At 50.4% G+C, this 1,935-nt stretch carries 1 protein-coding gene and 2 pseudogenes; 1 reads left to right on the top strand and 2 read right to left on the bottom strand.

The genetic code is table 11. The annotated features are described in order from the left end of the window. Positions 1-260: transposase (locus tag BGK49_RS13375; protein WP_000567716.1), on the bottom strand; the 260-nt coding region annotated here is incomplete at its 3' end. Between the two features lie 31 nt (positions 261-291). Between BGK49_RS13375 and BGK49_RS13380 the strand changes: the two are divergent. Further along, a pseudogene (locus tag BGK49_RS13380) lies at positions 292-1,625 on the top strand (MFS transporter). A gap of 10 nt (positions 1,626-1,635) precedes the next feature. Here the strand turns inward: BGK49_RS13380 and BGK49_RS13385 are convergent. Beyond that, positions 1,636-1,935, bottom strand: a pseudogene (locus BGK49_RS13385) (IS1-like element IS1X2 family transposase); the annotation flags it as partial.

Consider the following 1,935-nt stretch of genomic DNA (forward strand, 5'->3'; position numbering starts at 1 on the left):
AGCAGGCGCTGGAGTTCTTTAATCTGCTTCATGGCGGCAGCAAGTTCAGAGGCAGGAACAACCTGTTCTCCGGCGGCCACAGCAGTAAGACTTCCTTCCTGGTATTGCTTACGCCAGAGAAATAACTGGCTGGCTGCTACACCATGTTGCCGGGCAACGAGGGAGACCGTCATCCCCGGTTCAAAGCTCTGCTGAACAATTGCGATCTTTTCCTGTGTGGTACGCCGTCTGCGTTTCTCCGGCCCTAAGACATCAATCATCTGTACTCCAATGACTAGTCTAAAAACTAGTATTAAGACTATCACTTATTTAAGTGATACTGGTTGTCTGGAGATTCAGGGGGCCAGTCTAATTGTTAATAAGAACTCTGCAATCAACACCAGTATCGGCGTTATTTTTATTGCTTTGGGCGGCATATTGATTGATGCCTACTAGGCGGCGATGGTGGGGTTTGGTAATAAATACATTGCCGCTCAATTCGGCATTTCGCCGGGTCTTGCTGCAACCGTCAATGCATCAGTATTAATCGCCGCGTTAATTGGCGGTTTATTAGCGAACCGAGTAATAAACCGCTTTGGGCAAAAGCAGGCATTTATTATTGGCATGGGGCTGTGCACCATCGGTGCTGCAGCGGTAGCTATTGCTCCCAGTATCTGGTGGGTGCTGGTGTGCCGCGTCATCATGGGCTTTGGTTTAGGCATCGACTTCCCTTTGGCAACCAATGCTGTGGCAGAGCTTCGTGGTTCAACGTCGAAGAAAACCGGAACGTCGGTCAACCTCTGGCAAATGGCCTGGTATGTTTCGACAACCGTTGTTTATTTGGTACTTTTGCCGCTGCTTCTGTCGGGTATCGCTGAAGAACAATTGTGGCGTTACGGAATATTCATCGGAGCTATTTTTGCAGTCATCTTCATGATTTTGCGTTACTTCTTTATTGGTGAATCCGCAATGTGGGCCGCACGCGTCGGGCGTTACCAGGAAGCGTGCGACATTCTGGGAAAACGTTATGGTGTTCAGGCTCGCGTTGCGGCATCGGGTACAACAGAAGCGAAATTCTCGGAAAAAGCAGAGAATAAATACAGTGGTGGATATGGCATCTTATTTAATGATCGTTACCGCAAACGCACCATTCTTGGCTGTGTCGTGGCAACCATGCAGGCGTGGCAATATAACGCCGTAGGTGTTTATCTTCCTCTTACGTTGGCGGGAATAATAAGTGGCGGGCTTACTGGCGCGTTGACCGGTTCTGCCGTCGTGAATGCCCTTTGTGGGGTGACAGGCGGGATGATCGGCTCGTTTATTCTCCAACGACTGGTACTCGCCGACAGTCGATGTATGGATTTGCTGTTGTGACCTTAGCATTGCTGTCGTTAGGCGCACTGGCAACGACTAATCCCTGGCTGTCTTTAGGGTTATTGGGATCAATTATTTTCTTCCATTCAGCGGGTCCTGGTGGGCTGGGCATGACCATTGCCACACTCTCTTATCTTCCCGCTATTCGCCCTACTGGGGTCGGATTTGCCCGCGCTATTATGCGCACAGGGGCAATTGCAGGACTCATTTTCTGGCCGATGCTGTGGGGTGCGTTGAAAACGGAAGCGTTTTACTGGTTGGCAATCGGGTAATGACTCCAACTTACTGATAGTGTTTTATGTTCAGATAATGCCCGATGACCTTGTCATGCAGCTCCACCGATTTTGAGAACGACAGTGACTTCCGTCCCAGCCTTGCCAGATGTTGTCTCAGATTCAGATTATGTCGCTCAATGCGCTGAGTGTAACGCTTGCTGATAACGTGCAGCTTTCCCTTCAGGCGTGATTCATACAGCGGCCAGCCATCCGTCATCCATACCACGACCTCAAAGGCCGACAGCAGGCTCAGAAGACGCTCCAGTGTGGCCAGAGTGCGTTCACCGAAGACGTGCGCCACAACCGT

Source organism: Shigella sp. FC1544 (genome assembly GCF_001722145.1).
Taxonomy (GTDB): domain Bacteria; phylum Pseudomonadota; class Gammaproteobacteria; order Enterobacterales; family Enterobacteriaceae; genus Escherichia; species Escherichia coli.